This window comes from Dechloromonas hortensis (assembly GCF_009469765.1).
Classification (GTDB): Bacteria; Pseudomonadota; Gammaproteobacteria; order Burkholderiales; family Rhodocyclaceae; genus Azonexus; species Azonexus hortensis.
The window spans coordinates 260,612-285,076 of sequence record NZ_SSSQ01000002.1; the positions used below are offsets into that span (position 1 = coordinate 260,612).

At 58.2% G+C, this 24,465-nt stretch carries 19 protein-coding genes and 1 pseudogene; 11 read left to right on the plus strand and 9 right to left on the minus strand.

The window, feature by feature from the left end; translation table 11 throughout:
* Positions 1-70 precede the first annotated feature (70 nt).
* The 3 genes from GH663_RS04505 to GH663_RS04515 form a co-directional block, all read right to left on the minus strand.
* Positions 71-727: a 4Fe-4S single cluster domain-containing protein gene (locus GH663_RS04505; RefSeq protein ID WP_153130489.1), complete on the minus strand. Its 657-nt coding sequence runs from the start codon at positions 725-727 to the stop codon at positions 71-73.
* A gap of 2 nt (positions 728-729) precedes the next feature.
* The gene (locus tag GH663_RS04510; RefSeq protein ID WP_153130490.1) at positions 730-2,562 is read right to left on the minus strand and encodes an AAA family ATPase; all 1,833 of its coding nucleotides are present in this window, start codon (positions 2,560-2,562) and stop codon (positions 730-732) included.
* 207 nt (positions 2,563-2,769) lie between these two features.
* Positions 2,770-3,399: a thermonuclease family protein gene (locus GH663_RS04515; protein WP_153130491.1), complete on the minus strand. Its 630-nt coding sequence runs from the start codon at positions 3,397-3,399 to the stop codon at positions 2,770-2,772.
* Between the two features lie 250 nt (positions 3,400-3,649).
* On the opposite strand from GH663_RS04515, the gene GH663_RS04520 reads away from it, so the two are divergent.
* From GH663_RS04520 to GH663_RS04530, 3 genes are all read left to right on the plus strand, one after another.
* On the plus strand, positions 3,650-3,826 hold the full coding sequence (locus GH663_RS04520) for a hypothetical protein (protein WP_153130492.1): 177 nt from the start codon (positions 3,650-3,652) through the stop codon (positions 3,824-3,826).
* Between the two features lie 475 nt (positions 3,827-4,301).
* Positions 4,302-6,113 carry a hypothetical protein gene (locus GH663_RS04525; RefSeq protein ID WP_153130493.1) on the plus strand — a complete coding sequence of 604 codons (1,812 nt, stop codon included), beginning with the start codon at positions 4,302-4,304 and terminating at the stop codon, positions 6,111-6,113.
* Positions 6,114-6,470: 357 nt separating this feature from the next.
* The gene (locus tag GH663_RS04530; RefSeq protein ID WP_153130494.1) at positions 6,471-7,118 is read left to right on the plus strand and encodes a hypothetical protein; all 648 of its coding nucleotides are present in this window, start codon (positions 6,471-6,473) and stop codon (positions 7,116-7,118) included.
* Between the two features lie 248 nt (positions 7,119-7,366).
* Here the strand turns inward: GH663_RS04530 and GH663_RS21145 are convergent, their stop codons facing one another.
* Positions 7,367-7,933: a hypothetical protein gene (locus GH663_RS21145; RefSeq protein WP_246181496.1), complete on the minus strand. Its 567-nt coding sequence runs from the start codon at positions 7,931-7,933 to the stop codon at positions 7,367-7,369.
* A 477-nt stretch (positions 7,934-8,410) separates the two neighbouring features.
* Positions 8,411-8,506: pseudogene (locus GH663_RS21435) on the minus strand (SEC-C metal-binding domain-containing protein); the annotation flags it as partial.
* 508 nt (positions 8,507-9,014) lie between these two features.
* Here GH663_RS21435 and GH663_RS04540 point away from each other — a divergent pair.
* The 5 genes from GH663_RS04540 (at position 9,015) to GH663_RS04560 (ending at position 14,159) form a co-directional block, all read left to right on the plus strand.
* Positions 9,015-9,272, plus strand: a complete 258-nt coding sequence (locus tag GH663_RS04540) for a YjhX family toxin (protein WP_153130496.1) — start codon at positions 9,015-9,017, stop codon at positions 9,270-9,272.
* A gap of 65 nt (positions 9,273-9,337) precedes the next feature.
* Complete coding sequence (locus tag GH663_RS04545; protein WP_153130497.1) at positions 9,338-9,844, plus strand: GNAT family N-acetyltransferase; 507 nt, start codon at positions 9,338-9,340, stop codon at positions 9,842-9,844.
* A gap of 1,063 nt (positions 9,845-10,907) precedes the next feature.
* Positions 10,908-12,509, plus strand: coding sequence for a DNA internalization-related competence protein ComEC/Rec2 (locus GH663_RS04550; RefSeq protein ID WP_281349777.1), 1,602 nt, complete (start codon positions 10,908-10,910; stop codon positions 12,507-12,509).
* 25 nt (positions 12,510-12,534) lie between these two features.
* Positions 12,535-13,389 carry an alpha/beta fold hydrolase gene (locus tag GH663_RS04555; protein WP_153130499.1) on the plus strand — a complete coding sequence of 285 codons (855 nt, stop codon included), beginning with the start codon at positions 12,535-12,537 and terminating at the stop codon, positions 13,387-13,389.
* A complete protein-coding gene (locus GH663_RS04560; RefSeq protein ID WP_153130500.1) occupies positions 13,386-14,159 on the plus strand; it encodes an alpha/beta fold hydrolase in 774 nt (257 codons plus the stop codon). Before GH663_RS04555 ends, GH663_RS04560 begins: the two co-directional genes overlap by 4 nt.
* Here GH663_RS04560 and GH663_RS04565 read toward each other — a convergent pair.
* Together GH663_RS04565 and GH663_RS04570 are read right to left on the minus strand one after the other, a co-directional pair.
* Positions 14,093-14,875, minus strand: coding sequence for a M90 family metallopeptidase (locus GH663_RS04565; RefSeq protein ID WP_170291334.1), 783 nt, complete (start codon positions 14,873-14,875; stop codon positions 14,093-14,095). The two genes, GH663_RS04560 and GH663_RS04565, sit on opposite strands and share 67 nt — an antisense overlap.
* A complete protein-coding gene (locus GH663_RS04570) occupies positions 14,875-15,759 on the minus strand; it encodes a DMT family transporter (protein WP_153130502.1) in 885 nt (294 codons plus the stop codon). Before GH663_RS04570 ends, GH663_RS04565 begins: the two co-directional genes overlap by 1 nt.
* A gap of 90 nt (positions 15,760-15,849) precedes the next feature.
* On the opposite strand from GH663_RS04570, the gene GH663_RS04575 reads away from it, so the two are divergent.
* Together GH663_RS04575 and GH663_RS04580 are read left to right on the plus strand one after the other, a co-directional pair.
* The gene (locus tag GH663_RS04575) at positions 15,850-18,072 is read left to right on the plus strand and encodes a RelA/SpoT family protein (protein ID WP_153130503.1); all 2,223 of its coding nucleotides are present in this window, start codon (positions 15,850-15,852) and stop codon (positions 18,070-18,072) included.
* A gap of 54 nt (positions 18,073-18,126) precedes the next feature.
* Positions 18,127-18,309: a LiaI-LiaF-like domain-containing protein gene (locus GH663_RS04580; protein ID WP_153130504.1), complete on the plus strand. Its 183-nt coding sequence runs from the start codon at positions 18,127-18,129 to the stop codon at positions 18,307-18,309.
* A gap of 14 nt (positions 18,310-18,323) precedes the next feature.
* On the opposite strand, the gene GH663_RS04585 is transcribed toward GH663_RS04580, so the two are convergent.
* Positions 18,324-18,839, minus strand: coding sequence for a DUF2242 domain-containing protein (locus tag GH663_RS04585; protein WP_153130505.1), 516 nt, complete (start codon positions 18,837-18,839; stop codon positions 18,324-18,326).
* A gap of 204 nt (positions 18,840-19,043) precedes the next feature.
* Between GH663_RS04585 and GH663_RS04590 the strand changes: the two genes are divergently transcribed.
* Positions 19,044-22,106 (plus strand): response regulator, encoded by a 3,063-nt coding sequence (locus tag GH663_RS04590; protein WP_153130506.1) that lies wholly within the window; start codon positions 19,044-19,046, stop codon positions 22,104-22,106.
* Positions 22,107-22,191: 85 nt separating this feature from the next.
* Here GH663_RS04590 and ppk1 read toward each other — a convergent pair whose 3' ends face one another.
* Complete coding sequence (ppk1, locus tag GH663_RS04595; RefSeq protein ID WP_153130507.1) at positions 22,192-24,273, minus strand: polyphosphate kinase 1; 2,082 nt, start codon at positions 24,271-24,273, stop codon at positions 22,192-22,194.
* Between the last annotated feature and the right edge of the window lie 192 nt (positions 24,274-24,465).

The window sequence follows — 24,465 nt, forward strand, 5'->3', positions numbered from 1 at the left end:
GTACCGACATCGCCTTCACAGAACAGCTCGTGCAACGAGCGTTCAGTGTGACAGTGGGGGCAGTACCGAATCAATGTGTTGTTTTGCATAGCGATATGGGAGCTTCGGTTGTGTAGGCCGAGTGTCCGTCCTCAAGTAGCAATGTGCGGAGCTTGGCCATATCGCCTCGGGTTGGTATTCCGGCTAGCCAAACAGTCCCATCCTCATCGAACATGACGTCTAGCTGTTTGTTAGCATCCATGGAGCGATGTTCGTAGCTGGAGAACAGGGCTTCTCCCAGTGTCGTGAGGCAGTGCAAACGCTGGTTGTCGCTACCACGCAAGGTTTTCGATTGCGGAGCGGATTCTAAGAAAGGGTCGGTTACCAAGGCGTCAATCATGCCGTGCCAAGACCGCTGGTTCTCAAGCAAGGTCTCGAACGGATAGCCTGAAAACACCAGTATATTGGTGTCGAACTTGTCTCTGAGTGTCTGAAGGAGCGATGCCAAGCCAAGAGGTTGGTCAAATGGCTCGCCTCCTGAGATGGTTACCCCGTCGCATTCAGCCAGCCAGGGTCTAATGTTCTCAACCAACTCTTCAGCGGTGACCTCACCTTGCGCAGTTCGCCAGGTGTCGGTCGATATACATCCTGGGCAACGGATGGAGCACCCTTGGAACCAGATTCCCACCCGTCGTCCCGGTCCAAGCGTTGTCACTGGGTAGTGGATACGTGAGATAGCCAACTGCATCGTTATTGCTTGGTGAGCATCAGTTTTCCTGGCTCAAGTCCTACCACTACAAATCCGTCGCCAGGCACTGCATCCAGGTCAAACAACGAGCGTGCGAGGGGATTGAGCAAGTGGGCTTCTACTTGGTTGCGAATCCCTCGGCCGCCATTAGATAAATCACATAGACAGAGCATACGAAGGCTTTCCTTTGCTGATGCTGAAATTGTGATGTTTATGCCTTGTTGGCCAAGGTCGGCCAATACGCCCGTGACCATCTGCTCGAAAATCTCTACTGCGATTTCCTCACGAATAAAGTCAAAAACAATAATGTTTTCCCCAATTCGGTTCAGAATTTCAGGGCGATTTAGTACGAATTTGAAATGCCGGTCGATTTCCGACTCAACCCGCTCCTTGACAATGTTGTAGGGTTCCGTGGATGAGACATTGAGTACCCGCGACCCCGCTTCATTGGTCTTGTAAATCCCCAAGTTCGAGGTAAAGACAATGAGAGCTTCAGAAAAGTAAACGCGGTCCCCTCGGCCTGACGTTAAAACTCCGTCATCCAGGATTTGCAGGAACTTGTCCAACACCCTTGGATGGGCTTTTTCGATTTCGTCGAAAAGAACCACGCTAAAAGGTTTCTCCCGAATGGCGTTTGTAAGTTCGCCGCCGGCGTCATAGCCTACATATCCGGGAGGCGCACCAATTAGTCGTTGGTCGGAGTGCTCTGCGCTGAATTCCGACATGTCGAACCGGATATATGCACTTTCGTCTCCGAACAGCAGGCTGGTAATGGTCTTGGCGAGCTCTGTCTTGCCAACGCCTGTGGGGCCCGCCAGAAAAGCTACGCCCCTAGGGCGACCTCCTCGTCTATTGCCGCCAACACCCGTCATTGCACGTTTGACCATGTCGAGCATGTGAACTACGGCCTCCTGCTGACCCTTGACCCGCTGACGGACAACGGATTCGGCATTGCGTATCTTGTCGCGGTCGATTTTTAGCCAAGGGTCTTCGGTGACCCCTACTTTGTATCGCCTAACTGCATCTGCAACCTTATCGAGGGAAACTCCCTCGACTCGAGCTAAAAGCGCGATGGCATTCATATCTAGGAGGAGAAGCCCTTCCGTGCCATCGACAAACGCGTCTTCTGCTTTGTCGAGAACCTCCTGAGTAGCCCCCGAAGCTCCTTGAAGCGGTCGAAGTAATGCAGAGGCTAGGGCACGGCGGGCTGGGCCATCCGGTCGGGATATAGGAATGTGTCGAATTCGTGGATTGCCCACAACAAGCCAGTCAGGAAGGTCACTTTCCTTTTCGACCACCCATACGATGGAATTAAAGAATGGCTTTCCATTTGGGCCTGCCGGGCGGTTGCGCGCCTTGTGAGAAAGCATAAGCGCGCGGGTGAAAAGTAAATGTTCTGCAGGAGTAAGGTCAGATGGACGTGTCACGAGCCTCGCGGCAAAGTCGATGACCAAAACGGAAGGAGCATCCTGCAATTCAACGAACTGCTCAATGAATGAAGATAGTGCGTCTGTGCCGCCTGCTGCACGCCCATTGGTGAGGATTAGCCCCACCTGCTTAAGCAATTCTTCAGAGGGGGTAGTGCTTTCGCCAATGCCCCCTAGGCAACTAAAGCCGTTAATAGGCTCATACAGGAAAGTATGACCATAGCCGAAACTGCGGAATGTCGAAGCTAGGCATTGCTGCAACGACTGTGCAGTAACTACCCCTGGCGCGACTTCTGCTGCTTGTAAATCGCGTACATTGCCTGAGAGCACAAACTGACTCTTAAGCGGTAAAAACCGCAGAAGGTCACGCTGCCATCTTGGCGCTTCATATTGGCTTTTGGCTGCCATTCTCGCTCCCTTAGTTCGAGCCCCAATGTTCCAAGACAGGCTTGTCCATGCATTATGACAAAAATACTTTCTTACGACTTATGGGTTTTCTTGAAACCTCAGTCTGGCCGTGCGCGCTTGATGGTGGAGAACTACTTCTTCAAGTGGAGACTCGTCGGTAATCAAACGACAGTCCAATTGTTGCGTGGCGGATGGAGTGGCGCAGCTTTATTGGTATTTCTTTGCGCCGCCCACAGTCATGCAATAGATTCCACCTTTAGGGCCGGTGCAAGTGAGCCCGCTGCCACAGGCGCAGCTTCCTCCTGAATGCATGCGATTTCTTAGGGATGCGTCGTCCCTGCTGCCATGCCTGAAGTCCCAGGGAGGGGTGGGCTTCGACTCTTGCCAGAGACCTGCACGGCGACTGCGTGCTGCAATTTCAGCCTGGGCATATGCTGCGCGGTCAGTAGTCGATTGCTCTTTTTCGTATGCCTTGTAGTGCCACGCTAGTCCCATGCGAACCTGTGACAAGTTGGCATCCTGACCACCAACAATGACTTTGCCTATTTCGCGGCCGTACCGGTCACGCTTGTTGGAGTCGACAACCACTGGTTTCCCAAAGACCAAGGCACTTAAACCATCTCTAGCGCGCTGGCCAAATGCTTGGGACTTTTCAGGAGCGTCAATTCCAGCTAAGCGAACTTTGTGTTGAGTATTTGAACTATCCAGAACGGTTATGGTGTCGCCATCAGAGACACCGACAACGCTGGCACCGTAAGTTTCAGAAAGGGCAATTTCTGAAATGACAAAGAGGAGGGAAAAAAGCGATGCTTTAAAAGTTGCTTGGATGGTTGGCATACGGTTATTTTTCTTAGGAATCGGTTTGCATGCAAGGCATTCTCGTATCTCTTTAGCTCCGCTTAGTAATTCACCTTCCCAGAGCCCCTAGACGCGGCAGCCCTCATTAACAAGGTCGCTCAATAGGTCATCAGCGTTTAGGTACCTTGCCTGCCTAACTTTGATTTGGCCAGTGATGTCTTGTGGGCATACAGTATTGCTTCTTCCTGTTTGCTGTATAAAATTACAGTATTCAATGAAGGAGCACACCATGATTCGTATCGTCTGCCCTGGCTGCCACAGCCCACTTTCCAGTGCTGAGCTGGAGCAAGCCACTGTCGACGGGCACCTAAGCCTCGTCTGCCCCGAGTGCTCAATGGTTTTGCTAACCGAGCCGGTCGAAGAGCATGTGATTCAGGAACCAGAAGAGGCACTGGTGCATGCTTGAATCCTTGGCCCAGTTTGGGTCGGGTATAGGGCGGGTACCGACCCAAAACGGCCATAGCGGTTTCCCGAAAGTGGCCTGTCAGCCAAAATCTGCTTCAGCGAACAGGACTTCTCCGAAGCTGACGTTGCCGACCTCAGACAACCGGCCAGAAGCTGCCGGTCGAGTTAGTTATCTATTTTCAATCGGCAAAACGTACTCTGAGCCAGTTCGATGGCCGGTTTTCGGCGACCCGTTGACGACTAAACTGCCTCGCCACAGATTTTTTCTGCCCACATGTCCGACTTTTCGAGACGAAGGACGTCACAAATGCAGAAATCTCTGGAGCCATTAACGGGAACCGACGCCATATCAAAATCAATGTATATGGCTTGCTCTGTCATACTTCGGAAAAAATAACAACGTCATTATCGTTCTGCCTACTCCTCTTCTGACACAGGAACTCCGAGGACATTTCGAATTTTTGAACCCTACTGCGATGCTCACAATTCCGTCATTTGAACACTCTGCTTTGGTTACAGACGACCCACTGCTCGCGGCGCAAATTTCAGCTTTGTTCGTTTATCCAGGTCGATACATTCCTGTCATGGACGGCCCGCGTATGTCTCGACCGGATGCCGACAACGAAGTAGTGCGCCGCCGTAATGCACTTGCCTTGACTGAAGCTCGGCAAGTATTGATGGGCGGCCTTTCTTCTTCTGCCGTCGATGGCATCCGTCCTGGCTGGAAAAATTGCACGGTCGCAGACCAATACTGCGAACACCTTCAAGCGCTACGCGGCTCTGTTAAGAGCCCAAGGGGCAGCTTGCGGTGGGGGCCAGACAATCTCGGTGTCGGCGTCTACCGAGCTCGCCTTGCGCGCCAGGAACTCCTGCCAGACTTGGATATATCGCCGTCGGAGGGAGTAGTCGAGGCTGGAACTCATCTTCTTGTGGCATGCGAACGGGGTAACTTGCTGGCCGAAGTGGTAGCTAGTAATTTGGCGTTCTCCTGTGGCGCATCTTACGCAGTGTTCTCGGAGCTGGCAGAAGGCGAACGAGAGGACTGGATAGAGGAAATATATGCGCTCGGGGAGGGAGGCGACCTCACCGGTCGGTTTAGTGACCTAAAACACCGTGCTCGCGCTCATCTGGGGCAGATAGACTTCGCACGGTACAAATCGGTCCTTTTTGTTACTGCTGGTTTCCCCTGGGGCGTCGCAGTGCCCGAAGTGGCGACCACCCATATGTACCGCTATCCGGACCTCGGACGTGCAGTCATTGAGGGAATACGGGCGTCGCAGAAGCCTGACCGCAGTGCGAGGACAGCTTTGCTCATCGACCCACAGACAGTCGACGGTTCGGAGATTCCAGCCATTAACCAGGCGCTTCTCAAGAATGGAACGTTGACGCGTGTCGTTCGCGGTCCAGCTGCAACCCAGACACGGGTCCAATTTCTCTTGGACCTGTTACCCCACGACGTAATCGTTATATCCAGTCATGCAGGGGATGCGCCTGGAGAACGAGTCACTTATGAATATCCTGACGCCGAGGGACGTCAGCGCCAACTTGTCGTCGACCGAGCATTGGGTATAGGTCACGACGCATTTGACGACAAGTTTATGGTCGTCGAGTACCATCGTTTCCACTCACTTGACGGTGTTGACTGGCGCGATAAAGCGGGTAAGTCTGCGTTACCTGTTGGTTCAGCCATCACAACATGGAGCGCCATGGAGGGACCAATAGACCGCAAAGACTACATCACTGCGCAACAGTCGATTCCCCGTGTCAATGGCTCAATGGCGATTAAGCTACACGACGGAATTTGGTTATACGCTGCTCATGGCTTTGCTCCTGGAGCTGCGCCCCTTTTCGTCAATAACTCGTGCTGGTCTTGGCACGAACTCAGTATACGAACGACATTTGCTGGCGCGCGCGGCTATCTTGGCAGCCTTTTTCCGATAACAGATGTAGAAGCCCAGGAGGTTGGCGGTGCGCTGTTCGGGAAATACATTGGAGTCGAGCTTCATCGAGCATTGTGGCTGGCCCAACGGGATATTTACGGCTCGTCAGAAAGGCGGCCTTATGTGTTAGTTGGTCTGCCATTCATCGCAATTCGTCCATGCAATTGTGATGCTGTGTCGTTCATGAACCAATCGTACTTGAACGGAATTGTCCATTGGGAAGAGCGTAAGCGAAATTCGCCACATGAGGATGTGCGAAAAAATGCTCGGCGTTTCTCTAGCTTTCTCGCTGAAGACCTTCAGGAATTCCGGCGCAACCTTCGACTACGTCACCGCCCACCTCGGTAGGTGTTGCAATTTGTCATGTTGGTGCATTGCCACTATGGGTCGAGGGAACTCGGTTGCAGAAGAGGTCGCCAACGGGCGGCGAACTTGAAAAGTGTGCCGGCGTGTCCCGACCCAAAGCTGCCGTCGAGGTTTCCCGATAGCGGCTACTCAGCCAAAGGCCGGATTATCGAACCCGACGACCACATAGCGGCCGTTGACGACGCCACCCTACCGGCCAGAAACGGCCTTTCAAGAATTTGCCCTATAGCAGTCATTCGCCAGACCTTCTTGCTATCGGCATACCAGCTTTTCGCCGGTCGGTACTATCATTGCATATGTGGGCCGCTGGGCCCGTTGAATAACTGTTAGGTTGCAAACATGGACATGTCGCCCGAACAAATCAAATCCATTGTTGAGACAGCTCTGAAAGATGGCTTGGCCTTTCCGTGGTGGGCGTACTTTGTCGCATTTGTTATCCCCTTCGTTGGTTCATATTTCGGTTCCTATGCCAAGCGCAAGGCGGAGAACTTGGCCACAAAGGAGGACTTTGATGAATTGCTTTCCCAAGTCAAGAAGACAACGGAAGAAACCGAAAAAATCAAGACTGACATCTCCCGTGTGAGTTGGGTTGACCAACAACGGTGGACGCTCAAGCGAGAGCTTTACATGGAACTACTCGACAGCCTCTATTCCGAGAAAGAAGCGATATTCAAGCTCTCCGACGAAGAGAAGCAGCCAGTTCCAACGGAGTCCGACATTTTGGTGCTCCGCGAAAAATTCATCGAGGAGAACCGAACGCAAAGTCTTGCGGCAATAAAGCGAATTTCGAAGGCTCGTGGCGTAGCCGGCGTTCTCTTGACTGATGAAGCGCAAAAAGCCTTAGACGAAATCGCACTCGCCTGGTACCAATCAATTGAGGGAAAACCGGAAGACTTCTATGCAAGGCGCCTTGCTGCTGCCGACAAGGCGTATTCCGTTGTCTTGCAATCAGCCACAATAGATTTGGACGTCAAACGTGCAAGCTAACCCCTCCATCAACACGGACTGGCGCGAAAATGCCGCGCAAGGCCGGTTGCCTTAACGCTCCTGAGCGTCCGCTTTCCCAGCTGGCCTATGTCCGAAAAGAGTCGTCCTGCGGCACTCCTCGCTTCGAATACATAGCCGGAAAGCGCCCAGCGAAATTCCGCTTCCTGGAGGCGGCCAGTCGTCACTGGGTACTCTCGCCCCAAAGCCGCCCGTGCTATTTCGGCCAAGTGGACGTACAAAAACTCAGACTAAGGTAGCTTAACTATTGACTCCACGGAAAACGGACTTAGGTAAGGCAAGTCTTTGTATGCAATTGGAGAAGCTACTTTAGGCAAGGGCATGATTGGAGGCAGGCCTGCATAAGCTTGAAGACATACCCACTCTTTACCTTGCGCAGATAGGTTGTCATACCAATCGGGAGCGAAGTGACAATTCTCGCTGACCTGCAATATTATGGCTCCAAGAATAGCTGGAAGCTCGGATTGAGGCTGTTCGAGTAAAGCGGAAACATATGCACTGCAGCTAACATCGCTGTCTTCGAGCCAACAAAAGCTAATGTATGAATTCCCGCCCGCTGCAAAAGAAGCTAGTGTCATTGCATCTGGGGTTTTCCTACCGATTCCATAATTTTGGATTGTTCTTCCTCTGATATCCTTCTCTGGGAAAAAACCGCCTGCACATTGAATCGGAAAGATTGTATTAAATCTAAATAGGACCGCTCTAACAGCGCCCCAGTTACTGTTTTCCAGAACAAAGTCATACCTGTCCTTGTGTCTTTCAGCGTCACGTAGCCCAATATCCACCCCTAGATTCATGGCGCTTACAAGGTCGCTTAGAGGGGCGTTTGAGCTAGTTAGAGCATCGCGAAAATCACTTTGAAGTGATGAACCAAGTTTTGTATATAACTCTCGCGCGACGATGCGATATGCGAGAAGGAAACATTGCTGTGCGGACCCGATAAAGGGCTCATCCTCTAGAGGCGCAAAAAGTGCCTTATCGTGAGTGGAACAGAAACCGGGAAATGTTGAGGCTTCCCGCCACCCGATTAAGGTTGGAAGAATCTTCCCTCCGGCCTTATTTAGGCCCTCAACTGATAATTTGTACGAATAGACATGACTATTGCGAGCTATTGCCCCTAGGCTTCCAGAACGCGAAACGGTGTGCGCATTAATAGTGCCCCCGGCACACCCTGTTGTCATCGACGTCGGCGCTAAGCACTTACGTGGAGGCGATAATTTCCTTGCTTGGGCATCCACTCTTCCAGGGGTAAGCTCAGGCACCTCAGCAGGGTTGCCATGACAGTATTTGTATTTCTTTTGACTTCCGCATGGACAGAGGGAGTTTCGCCCGATTTTTGAACTCCGGTGCGGTATGTTGTGCCTTCCCATACAAATAGACTCTGCCGAAATGATATTGATTTGAATTATGCCTTAATGCTCTTAGGGAAACTGAACGGCTGCTGTTAAACCGAGATTTGACTGGTCGCTTGTGGCCGAGTCTAGGCAGTGAGGGCATCCAACTGCTAGCCGAATACCTGACACTCAGGCGCATCAGCTGAAGCCCAAACTATCGAAATTGGATGGCCACCTCGAACGGCGGCTTCTGGCCGGCAACTGACTCATGTTTTCACAGAGCTAAGACTATCCAAAACTTCTGATGGTGGTGATGTCGGTGTGCCGTTTGCCTACCAAGTCACAGCAAGTTATTATCACGTCATCTTGTCAAATGGTTGGCAAGAAGAACAACTTCTATAGGCTTTGAATGTTGGAGAGTGTAGCAATCCGATAACGCAGACCTGTTTATCAGGCTGTCAGTTATCGCAATGCCCAAGAGCCGGTGGCGACCTCAATGAGGTGGCTGCCTGTTGTGCATTTGATTGCTTGAACACTACCCAAAATGAATATTTCAAAGCCAGAGCAGAGGACGCTCCATGTCCTCGCTAAGGGCGGTCGCATTGTGCATAGGCGCAATGAAGAAGGCCGTATATCCTCAGTCGACTGCTACACCCGCGAAGGCTACGTCCTAGCGGACTGTACCCTTTTTGTATTTCGGCGACTGAAAAGCAAACGACTAATCAGCTCCAAGAATGGACAGCCTTATTTAATCAATAGAACCGGGCTTCGCGCCGTTCGCGCCCAACTCGACAATCAATAACCTCCGTACCGCAGTTGCCATGATGTGGTGGCTGCGGTATCACGGACCACTATGGGAAAAATGAAATGACCTTCGTAGTTAGAACCGAACAGCCAGTCGATACAGGACAGATATTTGAGGTCACTAGACTTGCATTTTCGACGGCTGCACACACAAGCGGTACTGAGCAGTTCATCGTGGATGCCCTGCGTCAGCTTGGGCACATGGCTTTGTCTCTAGTTGCAATCGAAGATGAGACCTTGGTTGGTCATATCGCCTTCTCTCCGGTGACCGTCTCAAGCGGCGAGGAGGGCTGGTATGGGATAGGGCCGCTTTCGGTATTGCCAGAATTTCAGCGGAAAGGAGTTGGAAGTTGCTTAATGGAACAGGGGATGGCTCAACTCCAGCAGCAAGGAGCCAAGGGGGGTGTATTGGTTGGTGACCCAGCCTATTACTCTCGATTTGGCTTCGCGCCGTGTTCTGAGCTGGTGTATTTAGGGATTCCTCCGGAGTACGTTCTGGTCAAGAGCTTCAGCGACAAATTGCCAAATGGAGAAGTTGTATTCTCCAAAGCCTTTGAAGCAACAGCCTAGAGCCTGCCAAAGAAAACGGCCCCGAGGAGGGGCCGAAATACTACATATCATGCAGCGGTTGCACTTAATTTTGTGCCAAGTCGTAGGAGAGGATTGCGACCATAGCAGCTTGTACGTAGCTGTCACCTTCTCCGGAAATACCCCGCACATTACAAATTACCCGCTCATTGCGGACATGGAAATCCGCTTGCAGCTCTCGGGCGACTTCAAGTGTGTAGTCAGTAAGTCGACGAGCAGCGCTATCGGCTCTTAACTGTTCTCCTATGGAGAGTAGCGCATCTATCCCTCTGCTAATTTGTCCCATTGTGATGCCTCATGATGAAATGGCGACCGCAGACCATCGGTCAGTTTGAGCGCAAACGGCCTGGTAAATGGCACAGAATTTCCTGCCAATATTTTCGAGAATACCGAGCGTAGTGACTCAGCGTCGGAAAGTCACACGGCGTTACCGATGGCGGCTAATTGTTGCTGACAGCAATCACTGGCTGAAAACTAACAGAACCCCGCGCTCTCCAGCGTCCAGCGGTATTGTCGGAAAGCGATAAAAATATGAGAAGAAAGGCTTTATCTTCTCAAAATTGGTATGTATTTGAGAAGATAGACCTCTTCTTCTCAAAGTGACGCACCTATGAGTAGGTGCTGGCCGCGCAACAACAGTCTATGGCGGGGTCTACTAGCCGGTTCAAGCGAATCTGGTGCGCAGTTTTCTGGGCATGTAGCGACAGCGCAACTTTATTTTAAAGTCGACTTTTTCAGCGCAGGTAAAATTTTAAAAAGTGCCTGATTTGCCTATTTTTTAGGAAACCTCTGGGTTTCACGCGAGGCGTGCTTGAAAATTTGGTAAGGCGACGGCGGGGTTGGCGATGCTGTCCCATATGAAAAATGGTTTAAAAATGAAAGTTGCGCTGGCTAAAAAGATTGTGGTGCATCGGGCTACAACGTGTGTATATGCTAATAGAGTAATATCGGTATGCCGTGGTTTCGGGAACAGCGCCGCTAAATTTTTAAACGCAACTTAATTTTTAACAGCGCAGCTTTCATTTTTAAAGAACCACAGGGCGACTTGTGGCCAACCTTCAATCGAACCGGCGTCACTCATGCGTTAAGCATTTCCGGCTTGCACGTCACGATGGTCGCGGCGCTGTTCGGCTGGCTGGTCAATGTCGGCTGGCGCCGGGTGACTTGGCTGGCCTTGCGCCTGCCGGCGCAAAAAGCAGGCGTGTTGGCGGCCTGCCTGGCGGCACTGTTCTACGCTGCGCTGGCCGGCTTCGCGGTGCCCGCACAGCGCACCCTGTACATGCTGCTGGTCGCCGCGCTGGCCATGCTTTCCGGGCGCATCGTGGCACCCAGTCGGACGCTGGCGCTGGCCTTGCTGGTCGTCCTCATTTTCGATCCGTGGGCAGTTTTGGCGGCCGGTTTCTGGCTCTCCTTCGGCGCCGTTGCCGCCTTGCTTTACGTCGGTTCGGCCGAGGTCGGGGCCGGCCGGGGCTGGCGCCAGCGGTTACGAGCCTGGGGCGTCGTGCAGTGGGCGGCGACGCTGGCCTCGTTACCGATCCTGTTGCTGCTCTTCCAGCAACTGTCGCTGGTTTCGCCGCTGGCCAATGCCGTGGCGATTCCGCTGATCAGTTTCATCCTGACGCCGCTGGCACTACTCGCCGCGCTGATCCCGTGGTGGCCGATTCTCTGGCTGGCCCACACGGTGCTCGACTGGTTGATGGCCTTCCTCGTATGGTGCGCCGCCTGGCCGGTCTGGCAGGCGCCGGCACCGCCCTTGTGGGCGGCGCTGGCGGCGGCCGGCGGGGTTGCCCTCTGTCTGTTGCCGCGTGGCATGCCCGGGCGTTCGCTCGGTTTCGTTTTGCTGCTGCCCGCGATGTTCTGGCCGCAGGAAAGGCCTCCGGCCGGCGAGGCGTGGATCGATGTGCTCGATGTCGGCCAGGGCCTGGCCAGTGTGGTGCGGACCCGCGAACACACGCTGATCTATGACCCAGGGCCCTTGTACAGCGCCGAGTCGGATGCCGGGCAGCGCGTGGTCGTGCCTTATCTGCGGACGCTGGGCATCAATCGGGTCAATATGCTGATGGTGACGCATCGCGACAGCGACCACTCAGGCGGCATGGCATCGGTGCTGGCGGCGCTGACCGTCGATGAAGTCCGCTCGTCGCTGCCGGAAAATGGCGGCGTGCGCTGCCTGGCCGGCCAGCGCTGGGTGTGGGACGGTGTCACCTTCGAGGTGCTGCACCCGGTCGCAGAAAATTATGCGGCCGATGGCAAGAGCAATCATGTCTCCTGTGTGCTGCGTATCGAGGCCGGCGACCGCCGAGCCCTGCTGACCTCGGATATCGAGGCCCCCGATGAGGCCGCGCTGCTCGCCCGCGCGCCGGAAAAGCTGACGGCGGATGTCCTGCTGGTGCCGCATCACGGGTCAAAAACTTCCTCGACCGCCGCCTTCATCGCTGCGGTCAACGCGCGGGATGTAGTGATTCCTGTCGGCTACCGCAGCCGCTTCGGGCATCCGAAAGCCGAGGTGCTGGCCCGTTACGCTGCCGCCGGCAGTTCGGTTTGGCGTACCGACCGCGACGGTGCCGTGCAGGTCTTGCTGAAGCCGTCAGCGGTCGAACTTTCGGCCTGGCGCGACGAGCATCGCCGCTACTGGCATGGCCGGTGATACATTGGCGGCGGAGGAGATGAACATGGAATTTACGCAAAATACTGTGCAATGCGCCAGCCCGTCCGGCCTGCACCGGATGGCCTACACCGAGTGGGGTGCCCGCGACAATCCGCGCGTACTAGTCTGCGTGCATGGCCTGACCCGCAACGCCCGCGATTTCGATGCGCTGGCCCGGGCGATGGCGAGCCATTACCGGGTGATCTGTCCGGACGTCGTCGGTCGCGGCCAGAGCAGCCGGCTGCGCAACCCGGCGGGCTACGGCATTCCGCAATACGTTGGCGACATGGTGACGTTGATCGCCCGGCTCGGCGTCGATAGCGTGCATTGGGTCGGCACCTCGATGGGCGGGCTGATCGGCATGGCGCTGGCCAGCCTGGAGGGCACGCCGATTCAAAAGTTGCTGCTCAACGACGTCGGGCCGCTGATTACCGTCGACGCCCTGCAGCGCATCGCCACCTATGTCGGGGCTGATCCGACCTGGGCTAGCTTCGACGAGGCGCTGGCCTACATCAAGCTGATCAGCGCGCCGTTCGGCAATCTGGACGAGGGGCAATGGCGCCACCTGACCGAGCACAGCATTACCCAGCGCAGCGACGGGCGCTGGGGCTTTCGCTACGACCCGCTGATCGCGGCGCCGTTCAAGGCGGCTTTCGCCGATCAGGATGTCGATCTGTGGCCGCTCTACGAGCAGATCAAGTGCCCGACGCTGGTCCTGCGCGGCGCCGAGTCCGATCTGCTGAGCCGGGCGACCTGGGAGGCGATGGGTTCCCGCGGTCCACGGGCCAAATTGGCCGAAATTTCAGGGGTCGGCCACGCGCCGATGTTCATGAATGACGAGCAGATTTCGATTGCTCGCGATTTCCTGTTGAGCGCATGAAACACATCATCGTTAATGGATTGCGGCTTGAATACCGCGATTACCCGGCGGCTGCAGAAGGCCGGCCGACACTGTTGCTGCTGCACGAAGGCTTGGGCTGCGTCAGCATGTGGCGGCATTTCCCTGAAAAACTGGCGGCCGCCACCGGTTGCCGGCTGATCGTCTGGTCGCGGGCCGGTTACGGCGGCTCGTCGCCGTGGCCGGAGGCACGCACGCCGCGCTACATGCACCGCGAGGCGGAAGAGGCGCTGCTGGCGCTGCTCGACGCCTTGCACATCGAACGGCCGATCCTGATCGGCCACAGCGACGGCGGCAGCATCGCGCTGATCTTCGCCGGCGCCTTTCCAGAAGTGCCGCGCGGCGTAGCGGTGATGGCGCCGCACGAATTCGTCGAGGAAGAAACCTTGGCCGGTATCCGTGCCGCCCGCGACGTCTGGGCGACGACCGACATGCCGCACAAGCTGGGCCGCTATCACGCCGATGTCCAGCGGGTGTTCAGCGACTGGAACGATACCTGGCTGTCGCCGGCCTTCCGCGACTGGAACATTGAAGACTATCTACCGAAGATCCGTTGCCCGGTGCTCGCGGTGCAGGGCGAGGACGACGAATATGCGACGATGCGCCAGATCGAGGCGATCGCCGAGCAGGTGCCAGGAACTGAACTGCTCAAGCTGGCGCAGTGCGGCCACTCGCCGCACAAGGATCAGGAGGCGGCGGTGTTGGCGGCGTTGGCCGCTTTCGTCGACCGGGTCAGCGGGTCCTGCCGGTAATAGCGCTTGAACAGTTCGTAAACGGCCGGGTAGTCCCCCGCGACGACTTCGGGCATCTCGAAAAAGCTCTCCGACAGCACGGCGAAAAACTCGGCCGGATCGTCGCTGCCATAAGGGTCGATGACGGTTTCCTCGCCGTCGTCGATGCGCCGGCAGAAGTCGTCGTAGGCGGCGAGGAAAGTGTCCTGCCATTCTTCTTCGTCGATGCCGGAATGCAGGGCCGGCATGCCGTCGGCCTCGCCATTGAGCATGTCGAGCTTGTGGGCGAACTCGTGGATGACGACGTTGTAGCCGTCGCCGGCCTGCTGCACGTCGCGCCAGGAAACGATCAGCGGGCCGCCTTCCCAGGCTTCGCCGGAAAGCACGTCGTCGAATTCGTGAATGACGCCGTTTTCATCTTCGATACGGCGGGCGACGACGAACTCGTCGGGATAGACGATGATGCCGACCCAGTCGCGGTAGGCGGCGAGGCCGAGATTCAGGATGGGCAGGCAGGCCTGGGCGGCGATCGCGACGCAGATTTCATCGCTCAGCGGCAGGCCGCCAGCGGCACTGAATTCCTTTTCGGCGAGAAATCCTTCGGCCAGCGTTTTCAGCCTTTTTTGCTCGTCGACCGCCAGACTGGCCAGAAAAGGCAGTCCAGTCAGCGTCTTCGCCCATAGGGCCGGGTCGATTTCCGGCGGACGCTTGCTCCTGAACCAGTCGAGAAGGCCCATCACTTCTTCATGGTCAGCCAGATCCCGGTAAAGATCAGGCCGATACCGAGGTAGTGGTACCAGTAGGGGATTTCACCGAGGAAGATGACCGACAGGATGGTGCCGAAAACCGGCATCAGGTGGATGAACAGGCTGCCTTTGTTGGCGCCGACTTCGGCAACGCCACGGTTGTAGAAGATATAGCCGAGGAAGCTGGGGAAGATACCGACATAGGCCAGCGAGGCGAGCGACCCGAGATGCACATTGATCTGCCGGCCCTGCGCCATTTCCCAGAGATAGGCCGGCAGCAGCGCCAGCACGCCGACCGTGGTCATCGCCGCCAGCATCAGCATCGGGTGCACGCCGGCCGGGCGCCAGGCGAGGCCGACCGTGTACAGCGCCCAGACCAGTACGGCGGCGAGCATCCAGGCGTCGCCCAGGTTGAGGTTGAGATGGGCCAACACCTGCAGGTCGCCGCGGGCGACGATGCTCAGGGCGCCGAGCATCGAGATCAGCACGCCGATCGCCTGCGGCCGCGTCAGTTGCTTGCCGAGGAAGGCCCAGGAGATGGCGATGGTGACCACGGGGATGAAGGAATTGAGCAGCACCGCATTGGTCGCCGTGGTGTATTGCAGCGCGATGTAGGCGAAGGTGTTGTAGCTGCCAACGCCGATTAGGCCGAGGATCAGCACCGGCGGCCAGCCTTTTTTCAGCAGCGGCCACTGGCTTTTCAGGTGGGGCAGGGCGAGCGGCAGGACCAGCATCAGCGCGATCGCCCAGCGCCAGAAAGCCAGGGCCAGCGGCGGCACGTCGGCCCGTATGCCTCGGCCGAGCACCATGTTGCCCGACCAGAAGAGGGCGGTCAGGGTCAGGAGCAGGTAGGGATTGGTCAGCAGTTTCGGCATGGTCGGCGGATTATGCCTGAAGCCATGAGCGGTGCTTGTTGCGGTTTACCCGGAAGGCGTTGCCTGGCGAACCGCTTTATAATTACCCCCATGGTATCCGTCGTCCACTCCGTCGCCGCCCAGAGCGATTTCGATCAGTTTCTCGCCACCCTTGCCGAGGGCTTGACGCCTGCCGAGGCGGACAACCTGAAGCGGGCCGTCGAGTACGCTTGGGAATGTTACGGGGAGAAGACCCTGGGCAGCGGCGAGCGCATCTGGTCGCACGCGCTGGGCATGGCGGTGATCATCGCCGGCCTCAAGCTCGATGCCGAATCGCGCGTCGCCGCCGTCCTTTTTGCCATTCCGTCGCATGACGAACATGGCATCGCCCGCATCGAGGAACGCTTCGGCAAGCCGGCGGCGCATCTGGTCAACGGCATTTCGCGCCTCAACAAGCTGCGGCCGATCACCAAGGGTTTCTTGGCCGCCAATGTCGAAGCCGGCGAGGCCAACCCGGCCGAAATGAAGGCGCAGATCGAAGTGCTGCGCAAGATGCTGCTGGCCATGGTCGAAGACATCCGCGTCGTGCTGCTGCGCCTAGCCAGCCGGACGCAGACCCTGCGCTTCTACGCGGCGCAGCCGGACGAACTGCGCGTCCAGGTCGCCCGCGAGACGCTGGAACTCTATTCGCCGCTGGCCAACCGGCTGGGTGTCTGGGAATTGAAATGGGAGCTGGAGGATCTGTCCTTCCGCTTCCTGCACCCGGACGTCTATAAAAAAATCGCCAAGATGCTCGACGAGAAGCGCAGCGAGCGCGAGCAGTTCATCACCGACGCGGTCAGGAATGTGCGCGAGGAACTGGAAGCGGCGGGCGTCAAGAAGGCCGAAATCTATGGCCGGCCGAAGCATATCTACAGCATCTGGAACAAGATGCGCAAGAAGGGCGTCGAGTTCTCCGAGGTGTACGACATCCGCGCCCTGCGCATCATCGTCGACGACCTGAAGGACTGCTACACCGCGCTTGGCATCGTGCATAACCTGTGGTCGCCGATTTCCAAGGAATTCGACGACTACATCTCGAATCCCAAGGGCAACTATTACCGCTCGTTGCACACGGCAGTGCGCTGCCCGGACGGGCGCAGCCTGGAAATCCAGATCCGCACCTGGGAAATGCACCGCCATGCCGAACTCGGCGTTGCCGCCCACTGGCGCTACAAGGAGGGCAGCAAGCGCTCGCACGAGGACGACTACGACGAGAAGATCGCCTGGCTGCGCCAGCTGCTGACCTGGAAGGACGAAGTCGCCGACAGTTCCGACTGGATCAACCATTACAAGCAGGCGGCGCTCGACGAAACGCTCTACGTCATCACGCCGCAAGGCAAAGTGGTCGACCTGCCGCAGGGCTCGACGCCGGTCGATTTTGCCTATCGCGTCCATACCGATCTCGGCCATCGCTGCCGTGGTGCCAAGGTCAATGGCCATCTGGTGCCGCTCAACACGCCGCTGGAAACCGGGCAGCAGGTCGAGATCGTCACCGCCAAGCTCGGCGGTCCGTCGCGCGACTGGCTGAATCCGGCGCTCGGCTACATCCATACCAAGAGTGCCCGGGTCAAGGTACGCGGCTGGTTCTCCAACCTGGCGCTGGAAGAAACCTTGTCCGAAGGGCGCGGCATCGTCGGTAAGGAGTTGCAGCGGGCCGGGCAGACCGGGGCCAATATCGACGAGCTGGCCCACAAGCTTGGTTTCTCGCGGGCCGACGACCTTTATATCGCCGCCGCCCGCGGCGAAATGAACCAGCGCCAGTTCCAGGCGGTCGCCCGTGGCGGCGACCTGCTGGCCGAAACGCAGTTGCCGGATGCCGTGCAGACCAAGCCGAGCAAACCGGTCGAAGGCAACCAGGGCATCCTGATCGTCGGTGTCGACAAGCTGCTGACCCAGCTGGCGCGTTGCTGCAAACCGGCGCCGCCCGACGAGATTCAGGGCTTCATCACGCGTGGCAAGGGGATTTCGATCCATCGGATGGATTGCCCCAATTTTGCCAACCTCGCTGCGCTGCACCCGGAACGGGTGATCGAAACCGACTGGGGCGTGCAGACGACCGGCGTTTTCGCGACCGATATCGTGGTCGATGCCCATGACCGTCAGGGGTTGCTGCGCGATATTTCGGAAATTTTCACCCGCGAAAAACTCAACGTCGTCGGCGTCAATACGCAGTCCAAGCAAGGCAAGGCGCACATGAGCTTCACGGTCGAGATTACCAATCTGCAGCAGGTGACGCGGACCATGACGCTGATCCATGATGTCGAAGGCGTCGTCGGCGTCCGCCGCGCCTGATTGTTTGTGGCCGGGAGACTTCCGGCGGTCGACTGTCGAAAATGAGGAAAAACCGTGAAAGGTAACTTTGTCTCCGTCGCCCTGGTCGTCATCGGCGCCCTGGCGCTGGCCGTGAACCTCGACTGGCTGGAATTCGACCTCGTCGCGCTGCTCCGCAAATGGTGGCCGCTGGCCCTGATCGGGCTGGGCCTGGCGCTTTTCCTGACGCCGGACGGCACGGCGCCGAAACGCGACTGAGCGTCCTGTTGGGCTCAGTGCTGCAAGGTGTCGATCAGCACGAACAGGCGGTGGTAAAAGCCGGAATCGGCCACCGTTTCCTCACCGACCTTGACCAGCGAGCCTTTGTCGGTCGGCCACGGCACCGAGATCGAGCCGATGCCGGTGACGCTGAGGCCGGTACTGCTGCCGCTTGATTTCAGCTCGTAGCGCGTCTGCAGGGCGTTGGCATAAACCGTCGAATCCTTGCCGGTCGGTACGCAGACCAGTGTGATGCGGAGCTGGACCTGCTGCTCGGCCTGCGGCTGGAAGAACTTCGAGCCGCGAATATTGAGCGGCGACGAGGCATCCACTTCGTAACCCTGGCTGAGCAGGGCGCGCTTGCCGTTCTCGCAGAGCAGCAGGGGGGGTAATTCGCTGTGGAACTGGTAGGGCGTTTCCGCTTCGAAGGATTCGGCCCAGTAGGCCGGGGTCGGCGAGGAACTGCAGGCGCTCAGTGCGATGCTCAGGGCCAGGGCGGGAAGAAGCGGGGTGTACTGCGGTCGAAACATGCGGCTGCTGCTGTCTGTAATTGCCGAGGCCAAATATCTTACCGCATGGCTGCGTCGCTGCCGTTAAATGTGGCCTGGGCCGGGTTTCTATTTCTAGCGATACTGGAACCGAATCAAAAGCAGGCAGATAATCGGTAACGAGCCGGACAGTTCGTCAACGTTCCCTTTTCCATGCCAGGCGCGCCATGCGCCCAATGAATCATTGTGACCATCGACAGCAAGATTCCATCTTCATCCAAAAGACTGGCGCTGACTGCCTTCCTGTTGCTGCTGCTGGTTGTCGTCTTCGCCATTTATATCCGGGCCGAAAAGGACATCGACCGCGCCAATGAGCAGCGCCATCTTTCGCTGCGTCTGGCGCATGAAATGCGGCAGTCGTCCGACGATCTGACGCGGATGGCGCGGACCTACGTGCTGACCGGCGATCCGGCCTACAAGAAGCATTACCAGAGCATCCTCGATATCCGTGACGGTCGGCAAGCGCGGCCGGAGCAATACCAGGATATCTACTGGGATCTGGTTTTTCCCGGCCAGGCGCCGCCGCGCCCGGCCAGCGGGCAGTACGTTCCGCTGCTTGAACTGATGCGCCAGGCCGGTTTTGCCGAGGCCGAATTTCTCAAACTGGCCGAGTCGAAGCGAAATTCCGACCGCCTGACCAGTACCGAATTCACTGCCATGACGATGGCTGAATCGACGGCGGCCGATGCCGAGTCGAGCCGCGAGCAGGCCCGCCAAATGCTGCATGATGCGCCTTACCATCAGGCCAAGGCCGGCATCATGCTGCCGCTGTACGAGTTCAACCAACTGGTCAGCCGGCGTACCGAGGCCGCCGTTCGGGCGGCAGAGGCGCGGGCCACCGCGCTGCGGATCATCTTCATCCTGCTCGGTGGCGCCGTGCTTTTCGTACTCTGGCGCACCTACGCGGCATCGCGCCAGATGCTTGGCGGATCGGTCGATGAAGTGCATGCGCAAATCGTCCGCTTGGGGCAGGGCGATTTTTCGGTGACCAGCCTGCCGGCCAGCCGCAAGGACAGCGTGATCGGCTGGCTGGCCGAAACGCGGCAAAGGCTGAGCGATGCCGATGCTGCCCGCCGGGTGGCTGAAGGCGAACTGGCCCAGCGCAGCCACGAGATCTTGCTGCATAACCGGATTCTCCAGGCTATCAGCCAGGGCCTGCCCTTGGCCGAGCTGCTGGATCATCTGGCCCGGCAGGTCGAGGAACTGCACCCGGGCATGCTCTGTTCCATCCTGCTGCTCGACGAGGATGGCGTGCACCTGCGTCATGGTGCGGCACCCAGCCTGCCCGAGGCCTATAACCAGGCGATCGATGGGGCAGCGATCGGTCACGCGGTCGGTTCCTGCGGGACGGCCGCTTATCTTGGCGAACGGGTCATCGTCGAGAATATTTACGAGCATCCGTATTGGCAGGATTATCGGGAACTGGCCCGTCTGGCCGACGTGTGCTCCTGCTGGTCGCAGCCCTTCAAGGACCGCGACGGGCGGGTGCTCGGCACCTTTGCCATTTATCAGCGCCAGCCGAGCCAGCCTACGGCCAACGAGATTTCGCTGATCGAGGACTATGCCAGCCTGGCCCGGATTGCCGTCGAACGCGCCAGAACGGAAGCTGCGCTGCAGCGTAGCCAGGAGCTTTACCGGTTGATTACCGAGAACAGCAATGACGTCATCTGGCTGATGGATCTGCCGAGCCTGCAATTCACCTACATCAGCCCGTCCGTCTATCGCCTGCGCGGGTGGACCGCCGAGGAAATCATGGCCCAGCCGCTGGCCGAAGCGATGACGCCAGAGTCGGCTGAGCGGGTTCAAGATGCCCTGGCGGCCAGCCTGGCCGGTCTGGTCGGTGGCGACCAGGGCAGCCGCTTCGCGCTGACCGAAATCGATCAGCCGTGCAAGGATGGGCACATCATTTCGACCGAGGTGGTGACCACCATCCTGCTCGATGCTGCCGGCCAGCCGCGGCAGATCCTCGGCATCACGCGCGACATCAGCGAGCGCAAGCAGAACGAGGCGGAGCTCGAACAGCATCGCCATCATCTGGAAAAAATGGTCGAAGAGCGCACGGCGGCGCTGATGATCGCCAAGGAGGCGGCCGAGGCGGCGAACCGGGCAAAGAGCACTTTCCTGGCCAACATGAGCCATGAACTGCGGACGCCGATGAACGCCATCATGGGGATGACCGAACTCGCCCTGCGGCGGGCGACCGACCCCAAGCAAGAAGCCCAGTTGAGCAAGGTGGCGCTGGCGTCGCAACATTTGCTGGCGGTGATCAACGACATCCTCGATATTTCAAAAATCGAGGCCGGGCGGCTCCAGCTGGAAATCATTCCCTTCAAGCTGGGCAGTGTGCTGGAAAATCTGGGCAGCATGATCAATCAGAAGGCCCACGACAAAGGCCTGGCCCTGCGCACCGAGATAGCACCGGAACTGGCCGGCCTGGCACTGCAGGGCGACCCGCTACGGATCGGCCAGATCCTGCTCAACCTGACCGGCAATGCGCTTAAATTCACCGAGCAGGGCGGCATCACGATCCGCATCACGCTGGCCGAACAATCGGCGAATGACGTGTTGGTGCATTTCGAGGTTCAGGATACCGGCATCGGTATTGCTCGCGACGACCAGCAGCGCCTGTTTGCCGCCTTCGAACAGGCCGATGGTTCGCTGACCCGGCGTTATGGCGGCACTGGTCTTGGCCTGGCGATCAGTAAGCGGATGGCCGCGATGATGGGCGGCAGCATCGGCGTCGACAGCCAGCCCGGGGTGGGCAGCCGTTTCTGGTTTACCGCCCGCCTGGTGCGCAGCCAGCCACTGCCGGTGGTGGCGACGCCGGCCCCGGCCCCGGCCCATGGTGCCGATGCGCAATTGCAGGCCGCCTATGCCGGCCGACGCATTCTGCTGGTCGAGGACGAGCCGATCAATCAGGAAGTGTCGCGGGAATTGCTGCAGGCGGTCGGCCTGCAGGTCGATCTGGCGGAGGATGGCGAGCAGGCGGTGGCCCTGGTTGCCGAGCACGATTACGACCTGATCCTGATGGACATGCAGATGCCGAAAATGAACGGCATCGATGCGACGCGGGCGATTAGGGCCTTGCCCGGGCGGGGGCAGATTCCAATCCTGGCGCTGACCGCCAATGCCTTCGACGAGGATCGCCAGCGTTGCCTGGCGGCGGGCATGAATGACCACATCGGCAAGCCGGTCGATCCGGCCGCCTTGTTCGCCACCTTGCTCAAGTGGCTGGCCCGGGGCGGCTGAACGGCTACGCTGCCAGCCAAAGAAAATGCGGCGTTGCCGCCGCATTTTTGCCCATTTTCAGCCGTCGACCGCAGGCCTGGCCGGTTTAGCCGCCGCCCAGCGTCAGCATCAGTTCGCCCTGCGCATTGTGCGGCTTGGCGCGGCTTGAGCGACGGCGCTGGTAGACGCCCTGGCTGTTCATGTCCCAGCCTTGCTGGTTATCGGCCAGGTAGAACTTGAGGCCTTCGGTGATGACGCGCTTCTTCAGTTTCGGGTCAAGGATCGGGAAGGCCAGTTCGATACGCTTGAAGAAATTGCGCTCCATCCAGTCGGCGCTGGACAGATAGACGTTTTCCTTGCCGCCGGCGTAGAAGTAGAAGATGCGGTGGTGTTCGAGGAAGCGGCCGATGATCGAGCGGACGCGGATCTTGTCGGACAGGCCGGGGACGCCCGGGCGCAGCATGCAGACGCCGCGCACGAGGAGTTCGATGTCGACGCCGGCCTGCGAGGCTTCGTAGAGCGCGTTGATGACCTCCGGTTCGACCAGCGAATTCATCTTGGCGACGATGCGCCCCTTGCCGCCGGCGCGGGCTGCCGCTGCCTCGGCCTGGATGCCGGCAACGACGTTGGGCTGCAGCGTGAACGGGGCCTGCCACAGGTGCTTCAGGGTCCGCGCCTGACCCAGCCCGGTCAGTTGCTTGAAGACTTCGCTGACGTCGCGGGTCACTTCGTCGTTCGCCGTCATCAGGCCAAAGTCGGAGTAGAGGCGGGCGGTGCGCGGGTGATAGTTGCCGGTGCCGAGGTGGGCATAGCGCTTGAGGCCGCCTTCCTCGCGGCGGACGATGAGCAGCGCCTTGGCGTGCGTCTTGTAGCCGACGACGCCATAGACGACATGGGCGCCGACCTCTTCCAGCTTGGTCGCCCAGCTGATGTTGGCTTCCTCGTCGAAACGCGCCATCAGTTCGACGACGACGGTGACTTCCTTGCCGTTCTGCGCGGCGCGGATCAGCGACTGCATCAGCACCGAGTCGGTCCCGGTACGATAGACCGTCATCTTGATGGCGACGACATTGGGATCGCTGGCCGCCTGGTTGAGCAGTTCGATGACCGGTGCGAACGACTGGTAGGGGTGATGGAGCAGGATGTCGGCGCGGCGGATGCTCTCGAAGATGTTGGCGCCCTTGCCGACCGCCTTGGGCAGGCCGGGCGTGAACGGTGGGAATTTCATGTCCGGGCGGTCCACCCAGTCCGGCACCTGCATCAGGCGGACCAGGTTGACCGGGCCGTGCACGCGATAGAGATCGGCTGCCTTGAGGCCGAACTGGGCGAGCAGGAATTCGGTCATCGCCGGCGAGCAGTTGTCGGCCACTTCGAGGCGCACGGCGTCGCCGAAATGGCGGTGCGGCAGTTCGCCCTGCAGCTTGGTGCGCAGGTTGGTGACTTCTTCCTCATCGACGAAGAGGTCGGAATTGCGCGTCGCACGGAACTGGTAGCAGCCGAGCACGGTCATGCCGGTGAACAGTTCGCCGACGAATTCGTGCAGGATCGAGGACAGGAAGACGAAGCCGTAGGCGCAGCCGGCCAGTTCTTCCGGCAACTGGATGACGCGCGGCAGGACGCGCGGCGCCTGGACGATGGCAGCGTTGGAGCTGCGCCCGAAGGCATCCTTGCCTTCCAGTTCGACGGCGAAATTCAGGCTCTTGTTGAGCACTTTCGGGAAGGGGTGCGACGGGTCGAGCCCGATCGGCGTCAGCACCGGCACCATTTCGCGGATGAAGTAGTTGCGGATCCATTCGCGCTGCCCCTCGTTCCACGTCGACCGGCGCAGGAAGCGGATGCCCTGCTCGGACAGTGCCGGCAGGATGACTTCGTTCAAGTGCAGGTATTGCTCGGTGACGATGGCGTGGGCTTCGGCCGAAACCAGCCGGAAGGCTTCCTGGGCCGTCTTGCCGTCGGTGGTGATGATCCGGGTATTGGCCTTGACCTGCTCCTTCAGTCCGGCCATCCGGATCTCGAAAAACTCGTCCATGTTGCTCGACACGATGCACAGGAAGCGCAGGCGCTCCAGCAACGGCACCCGTTCGTCCTGCGCCTGGGCCAGCACGCGGCGGTTGAAGGCGAGCAGGCCGAGTTCGCGGTTCAGGTAGTTTTCGGTCGGGAAGCGTGGGGTCAGGTAAGTGTGGTTCATCGCGCGCAGTCCATGTGTTATCTCAAGTATATTCCCCAAGCCCATCATTTTGTTGCATAAATGTTTCAGTTAAATGACAGCGAAGCATTCTGGGATAGTGCTGAACCAAGGCCGGCGGTCGACGGTCGAAAAAGGCCATTTTTCAAGCCGCTGCCTTATAGTCTGCAGTTCAATTTCGCCAAAGGAAAAACC

Coding starts and splice junctions, on each gene's coding strand:
- GH663_RS04545 (WP_153130497.1), top strand. CDS start 9,338: ATGACCTTCGTAGTTAGAACCGAACAGCCAGTCGATACAGGACAGATA.
- GH663_RS04520 (WP_153130492.1), top strand. CDS start 3,650: ATGATTCGTATCGTCTGCCCTGGCTGCCACAGCCCACTTTCCAGTGCT.
- GH663_RS04525 (WP_153130493.1), top strand. CDS start 4,302: ATGCTCACAATTCCGTCATTTGAACACTCTGCTTTGGTTACAGACGAC.
- GH663_RS04505 (WP_153130489.1), bottom strand. CDS start 727: ATGCAGTTGGCTATCTCACGTATCCACTACCCAGTGACAACGCTTGGA.
- GH663_RS04555 (WP_153130499.1), top strand. CDS start 12,535: ATGGAATTTACGCAAAATACTGTGCAATGCGCCAGCCCGTCCGGCCTG.
- GH663_RS04575 (WP_153130503.1), top strand. CDS start 15,850: ATGGTATCCGTCGTCCACTCCGTCGCCGCCCAGAGCGATTTCGATCAG.
- GH663_RS04530 (WP_153130494.1), top strand. CDS start 6,471: ATGGACATGTCGCCCGAACAAATCAAATCCATTGTTGAGACAGCTCTG.
- GH663_RS04560 (WP_153130500.1), top strand. CDS start 13,386: ATGAAACACATCATCGTTAATGGATTGCGGCTTGAATACCGCGATTAC.
- GH663_RS04585 (WP_153130505.1), bottom strand. CDS start 18,839: ATGTTTCGACCGCAGTACACCCCGCTTCTTCCCGCCCTGGCCCTGAGC.
- GH663_RS04570 (WP_153130502.1), bottom strand. CDS start 15,759: ATGCCGAAACTGCTGACCAATCCCTACCTGCTCCTGACCCTGACCGCC.
- GH663_RS21145 (WP_246181496.1), bottom strand. CDS start 7,933: ATGAATCTAGGGGTGGATATTGGGCTACGTGACGCTGAAAGACACAAG.
- GH663_RS04515 (WP_153130491.1), bottom strand. CDS start 3,399: ATGCCAACCATCCAAGCAACTTTTAAAGCATCGCTTTTTTCCCTCCTC.
- ppk1 (WP_153130507.1), bottom strand. CDS start 24,273: ATGAACCACACTTACCTGACCCCACGCTTCCCGACCGAAAACTACCTG.
- GH663_RS04540 (WP_153130496.1), top strand. CDS start 9,015: ATGAATATTTCAAAGCCAGAGCAGAGGACGCTCCATGTCCTCGCTAAG.
- GH663_RS04510 (WP_153130490.1), bottom strand. CDS start 2,562: ATGGCAGCCAAAAGCCAATATGAAGCGCCAAGATGGCAGCGTGACCTT.
- GH663_RS04565 (WP_170291334.1), bottom strand. CDS start 14,875: ATGGGCCTTCTCGACTGGTTCAGGAGCAAGCGTCCGCCGGAAATCGAC.